The 202-nt window shown below is 46.0% G+C and carries 1 pseudogene; it reads left to right on the plus strand.

What is annotated here, in order from left to right:
- Positions 1-63: 63 nt before the first annotated feature.
- Positions 64-202: pseudogene (locus ACTHSX_RS10990) on the plus strand (IS5/IS1182 family transposase); the annotation flags it as partial.

The raw sequence follows: 202 nt of genomic DNA on the forward strand, positions 1-202 counted from the left end.
GAGACCTTTGCAAAATTCCCCAAAATCCCCTAAATTCCTACTAAGACATTTAGGGGATTTCTTATGACCACCTTCTTTCAGCAAACCGCCCAAGCCATGATTGCCAAACACATCGACCGTTTCCCAGTTGGATCAGGTGATTGATTGGCAACCGATCGAACAGTACCTGAATCGTCAAAGAACCCGTTACCTTCGAGACCAC

Source organism: Neisseria sp. P0014.S002 (genome assembly GCF_051958295.1).
Lineage (GTDB): Bacteria > Pseudomonadota > Gammaproteobacteria > Burkholderiales > Neisseriaceae > Neisseria > Neisseria flavescens_B.